Source organism: Enterococcus sp. LJL120 (genome assembly GCF_054871765.1).
The window spans coordinates 1-5,498 of sequence record NZ_JBTXLV010000025.1 but is presented as its reverse complement, the minus strand read 5'-3'; the positions used below and the strand labels follow the sequence as shown (position 1 = coordinate 5,498).

Genomic DNA, 5,498 nt, shown 5'->3' with positions numbered 1-5,498 from the left:
CTAGTATCTGACAGAAAAATGTATGGCTTGTTTTTCTGTCTACTAGCGTACAACCTGTAATATGCGTCTAAACTGCGTTCTAACGTCGGAGAGCCGACCGGAGCCACTATCACATGCCTTATGAGTTGGAAGTTGCTACACTTCATCTAAAACCCTCTTAAAACACGCCCTAAGAGCTTTGTTTTAGATTACTGACCTTTCGGTCCATGTTTCCACCCTAGCCGTTCAAATCGGTCGCTACCACCCTTCAGAACACAAGGGCATAAGGCTACCCTTGTTGTGTGTTCCTAGCATTCCTTATTGCAGCGGCGAATACGTAACCTTTCGTCTTATTTCCCATCTTCTAAGGGTCGGACAGTGGCACGTCCGCTTGTTCCAAACAAAAAAGGCACTCAATTAGCTTTAATTGAGTGCCTGTATAAATCAAGTCCTTGAATTCTGCTTCTAGATTTACTATAATTAGATACGAACTTCAATAAAGAAGTGGTACTATTAATAGTAAAAGCTAGAATGTTAGAAGTGGTTTTGATTGATACTTACTTATCAATTAAAGCTCTTAAATAAGGATTGGTAGTCCTTACTTAAGCTAACGTTCTATTTTTTTGCCTTTTTTCTGGCATTTATTCAGTTGGTTTACCTTTTTAGAGTACGCTTTTAAAACTCAAATTGCAATATTTTTTATGTTGATGATTCTAAAATTAAATCCGTTGCTTTTTCTTTATTATCAAAAAAGAGAATAATGTAAATAGCATACTCCATAAGAATAGTATAATAATTCCCGTTCTCCAAACATCGTTATAAGTATAAACTACTTCTCTTACTAAGAGCTTATCTGAAGCGTTAAAGTATGAAAATGGCAAAAAGTTCCACAAATAATATAATGGATTGGACTCTTGTGGTATGTAATCCTTAACAAAAATCAATGCGAAAACAATTATTGAGTTAATGAATAAATTACTAGTAAGAATTGAAACAAAGAAGCTTACTGAACATAAGAATAGAATTGACATGATGATTAAAAAGATGACATATAAAAGATGATTGCCTAAATTATTAATGGTAATATTGGTACTTTCACCTGATGTGATAACTGGATACTTCAAGGATCCTACCCCATATACTACGGTAATTAAAAATTTTCCGATAAGAGGAAATATAACTGCTAAAATACTTATAAATGCAAGAATTATATTCTCTGATAAAAACAAAGAAAAAAGTGATTTTGGTATTGAATTAAAGAAAGAACTCGTTCTATTTCTTTTATCATAAGTAGTGATAAAGATAATTACAACTCCACAAATGATAAAATAAAGTTGATAGTCTGATAACATAGCTTCAAGTTGATTGAACGCCGGGGCCTTAGTATCAAATTGATAGACTCTTTCTAGTCTATTGTCGACTAGATATTGTAGTTCAGATACTATTTTTTTTTGTTCTACGACATCTCCACTTAGCGTCCCCTTTTGAATACTTTCTAAATTTAATTCCTCAAATTCCAACTCCGCTTTCAGTTGACCATACCAATCATTTTTTGCTTCACTTTCAAAATATTTGTCTAACGCTTCATTAGACTTTTCCATCTCTGATACAATAGTTTGAGCTTGGGTATCTCCTTTCATAGATTCAATTGCATCCTCTTGGCTTTGATAATACATTCGAAGACTTTCGTCCTTACTTGACTCAAAATTTTCAGAATTATAATTGATTATAGTAGGCGTAATTGAAATTACTATAAGTAGTATAAAAAATATGAATATTGTCTTATCTGAGCAGATTTTTTTCAAATTAAAAGATAGTAATTTCATATTAAAACACCTCCTGAACCTACTGAATACACTTTGTTATATACATCGATTAAATCTTCTTCTCCAGAAACTCGTAAAGCCACTTGTTGTTCCTTTAAAAAAAGGACTTCATCACAAAAACCTGTCATATTATATAGATCATGAGAAGAAAATAGGATTGTTTTACCCTTTTCTTTTAATTTTTCAAAACATTTCTTAACTTGCGCTATATTGGATGGGTCTAAGCCGTTATATGGCTCATCCATTATCAATAACTGTGAATCACTAATAAGCTGCATACCAATTATAACTTGTTGTTTCATTCCCAATGATAGTTTCTTTAACTTAAAATTCATGTACTCTTTCATTCGTAACGTATCAATAATCTTATCTATTGAAATAGAACTTTCCCAAAAATCTTTAGTGTACTGTAAATGCTCAACTACTGTTAAGTTTCCATACAAAGAATCAGAATTTTCAACAAAAAATATCTGTTTAAGATAACTTTCTCTATTGCATATCGATATTCCATTTAACTCTATTCTACCTTCTGTAAGTGGGAGGTCTTTTGCAATCAACTTTAATAATGTTGTTTTCCCTGTTCCATTTGGCGCGACCAAGCCAACTATTTTTCCTTCTTCAATATTTAATGAACAATTTTTTAAAATTGTTTTTTCATATGAATAACTAACATTCTCAATTTTCAACATAATTTAATCATCCCTTTTATTCAAAAAGATCAGTACTGACAACACATAAAGTGCAGTACTGATCTTAAAAGTAATATACGTAAAGTTAAATTTTAAGTAAACCGCCAATTTTCTCTATAATAGTAAACATATTCTTTCTGCGCCCAATTTGGATTACGTACCGTTTTACTTATTAAGGTAGGTTCTAATCTTGTAGCAGTACGGACATTCACATATCTATATGTTTCATCATATGCCGCAGAAAAACCTCCTTTATAATACTTTATCTGCTTAAAAGTGTCTCTTACATATCCGACATATGCTCTCGTACTCGGTGTCGATACCTCATTACTTGTTGCTGTTGCAAAATTCGGTATTAATAATGCAAAAAAACATACCATCATAAATGCTAAACCAACCTTTTTCATAAAAATTTCCCCCTTCTCTTTCCCTCTTTTTTTATTTTATAAACATTTATATTGTACATCAATATTTATTTATTGTAAACGTTTACCAATTTTCGACAAATAGCATACATTTTGTAATTTAAGGCGCATGATTAATGTGGCAATTTTTGGTCTAAATCCTTAAAATTTAGTTATTAAATAACTTAGTAGACATAATGCCCATTAAACAAAGTAGCCCGCCAGACCAACGTCTAGCGGGCTTTTCCTTGTGAATTTTTTGAAGTCTAGCATTTCTCATTTTTCAAACGTTGCATTCGCAGCATTCTTCCAGCTCAACACTTAGTGAAATTTTCTTGATGGAAACTAAGACCCTTGTTATACTAATCGTATTAGAGTAACAATATTCGAAAGCGATACTTGTTCTGCCCTCAGCCGACGCTGTCTGCTTTCAAACAGGGCCGCTCGCCTGGGGCGAGGCGGCCTGTCTGCCAGCGGCAAGACAGGTTTCCCTACTTGAAACAGTTACAGCGACGTGCGTGTTCACGAAGGTGAACAGGGCAAAGTAGACGCTTTTGAGCACCGAGAGCAACAACCGTTGCTCTCGGTGGGACCCCCGTACTCTAACAGGGGGGTAGTAAATCGGTAAATTAGGCTCGAAACAGTAGTAAATCGTTGATATAATGCGCTATTTCTACTGTGCATCCTTTTGGAAAAAAATCCATATTTTGCACAGTAACTTTCATTTTCAAAATTAAAAACTTTTTTAGAAGATACTTGTTTTTCGAGTATCTTTTTTTGTTTCTTCTTTTGCATTAATTTGTGTGCTTAATTCTTCACTCGGAAACCCGTTAAACTGATAAGAACGCTTAGTTGTGGGTGCAAACCCGTAGCCTACTAGTATCCAGTTTAGAATAACAAAAAAACTCACTGCGGGGACAGTGAGCCGGGGTAGGAGTAAAAAATGAAAAAAAGTTTTATTTGGGTTTGTTTTATTGGGATAAGTTCATCCTACATTAAAAATATGATGGAAATTTGTTCTTTTTGTAGCAATCTCATGATTTTTCTTTTTCTTTGATTCTTGTTAACGCTCCTCTTAAACATAAAACTAAATGATTTTTTTAAATATGATGCTTAAGGAAAAATGTTCCTTTTAAAATTTCACAAACAAATATTGTAAGAGCATAAGGGAAACCTGATATCAATATTGATATAAACCGCAGAGCGGTTTGTTTTTAGCGCGATATCAATTTTTTTTCACATGCGGCAAATATGAGCTTATATGCCGAGCCACTTTTTAGGGTTTGCGGCAAAAAGTGCCATATTTGCCGGACCAAAACACTCTACAATTAAGCTCTCAAGTTACTTTTAGCTTCACTTTTTTCTATATCGGTTTATGGAACACTTAAATTATTTCCAAAACTGAAACCATTTTTTCGATAGTCCAGGTATTTCTTCTTTTGAAGCTTCCGATAGCTGTTGTTCCACTTCTTCCTTACTTTCTCTGCTCGATTCTTCTGTATACGTAACCAATAATTGAGATTGTAGCTGTTCGATTTGTTTGTTTGCTTGAAGAGTAAGTTGTTGTTGCTGGTCTAACAACTTCTTTAAGTCATCAACTTGCTTTGAATAATTTTCATTCTGCTTATCAGCAACTATTAATCTAGCGTTTAAAACGGAAACCAAATCGATAACCTGCTGGTTGTCGGGATTATCGATATCAGAAACTTTAAGTTTTTGTTCTTCTTGGTTTTTTTCTATAAACATTGATTTTATAATACTTTGACCAACTGAATCTATCAAAAATCGGTTTCCGTTTTTTGTAAAATGTTTTCGTTTGAAGTTTTCGTCTATTTTTTTATGAATAGCTGTTTTAGAAACACCTATTTCATCAGCAAGCTCTTTGATAGTTTTATATTTTTCCAAGGGAATCACTCCTTCGCAGTAAGTATACCGTATTTAGAAATCAGGAACGAATGTCACGGCAGTTTTCGTCTAAACTTGCGAGTAAAACGACGGTTTACAGTATGTAGTAGCTGCTAAGGCATTTTGGCGTACCGCCAACCTCTCCGAGGCCGTTCGCTAAGGCTCACTCTCGCCAGATCGTTGCTAAGGCAACTGGCTCACGCCTGTTCCGCTAAGGCTCCACAGGTTTTCCTTCTTTCTTTTTTTTTCAAAATCAAAAGAAAAAACACTAGACAAACGCTCTCCGAATTGCTAACAGAGGGGCTGTTGTACTGGTGTTGAGCATAGTTGTACCCTAGTATCTGACAGAAAAATGTATGGCTTGTTTTTCTGTCTACTAGCGTACAACCTGTAATATGCGTCTAAACTGCGTTCTAACGTCGGAGAGCCGACCGGAGCCACTATCACATGCCTTATGAGTTGGAAGTTGCTACACTTCATCTAAAACCCTCTTAAAACACGCCCTAAGAGCTTTGTTTTAGATTACTGACCTTTCGGTCCATGTTTCCACCCTAGCCGTTCAAATCGGTCGCTACCACCCTTCAGAACACAAGGGCATAAGGCTACCCTTGTTGTGTGTTCCTAGCATTCCTTATTGCAGCGGCGAATACGTAACCTTTCGTCTTATTTCCCATCTTCTAAGGGTCGGACAGTGG

4 protein-coding genes are annotated in these 5,498 nt (G+C 34.8%); all 4 read right to left on the bottom strand.

Features of this window, described 5'->3' with window-relative positions; genetic code table 11:
• Nucleotides 1-698: 698 nt before the first annotated feature.
• A complete protein-coding gene (locus ACYSNU_RS18715; RefSeq protein WP_461738593.1) occupies nt 699-1,805 on the bottom strand; it encodes a hypothetical protein in 1,107 nt (368 codons plus the stop codon).
• Nucleotides 1,802-2,494, bottom strand: coding sequence for an ABC transporter ATP-binding protein (locus ACYSNU_RS18710; protein ID WP_461738592.1), 693 nt, complete (start codon nt 2,492-2,494; stop codon nt 1,802-1,804). Before ACYSNU_RS18710 ends, ACYSNU_RS18715 begins: the two co-directional genes overlap by 4 nt.
• A 92-nt stretch (nt 2,495-2,586) precedes the next feature.
• A complete protein-coding gene (locus tag ACYSNU_RS18705) occupies nt 2,587-2,901 on the bottom strand; it encodes a hypothetical protein (protein WP_461738591.1) in 315 nt (104 codons plus the stop codon).
• Between the two features lie 1,386 nt (nt 2,902-4,287).
• Entirely contained in the window at nt 4,288-4,803 is a 516-nt protein-coding gene (locus tag ACYSNU_RS18700; protein ID WP_461738590.1) for a DUF536 domain-containing protein, read from the bottom strand.
• Nucleotides 4,804-5,498: the final 695 nt, after the last annotated feature.

Coding starts and splice junctions, on each gene's coding strand:
- ACYSNU_RS18710 (WP_461738592.1), bottom strand. CDS start 2,494: ATGTTGAAAATTGAGAATGTTAGTTATTCATATGAAAAAACAATTTTA.
- ACYSNU_RS18705 (WP_461738591.1), bottom strand. CDS start 2,901: ATGAAAAAGGTTGGTTTAGCATTTATGATGGTATGTTTTTTTGCATTA.
- ACYSNU_RS18715 (WP_461738593.1), bottom strand. CDS start 1,805: ATGAAATTACTATCTTTTAATTTGAAAAAAATCTGCTCAGATAAGACA.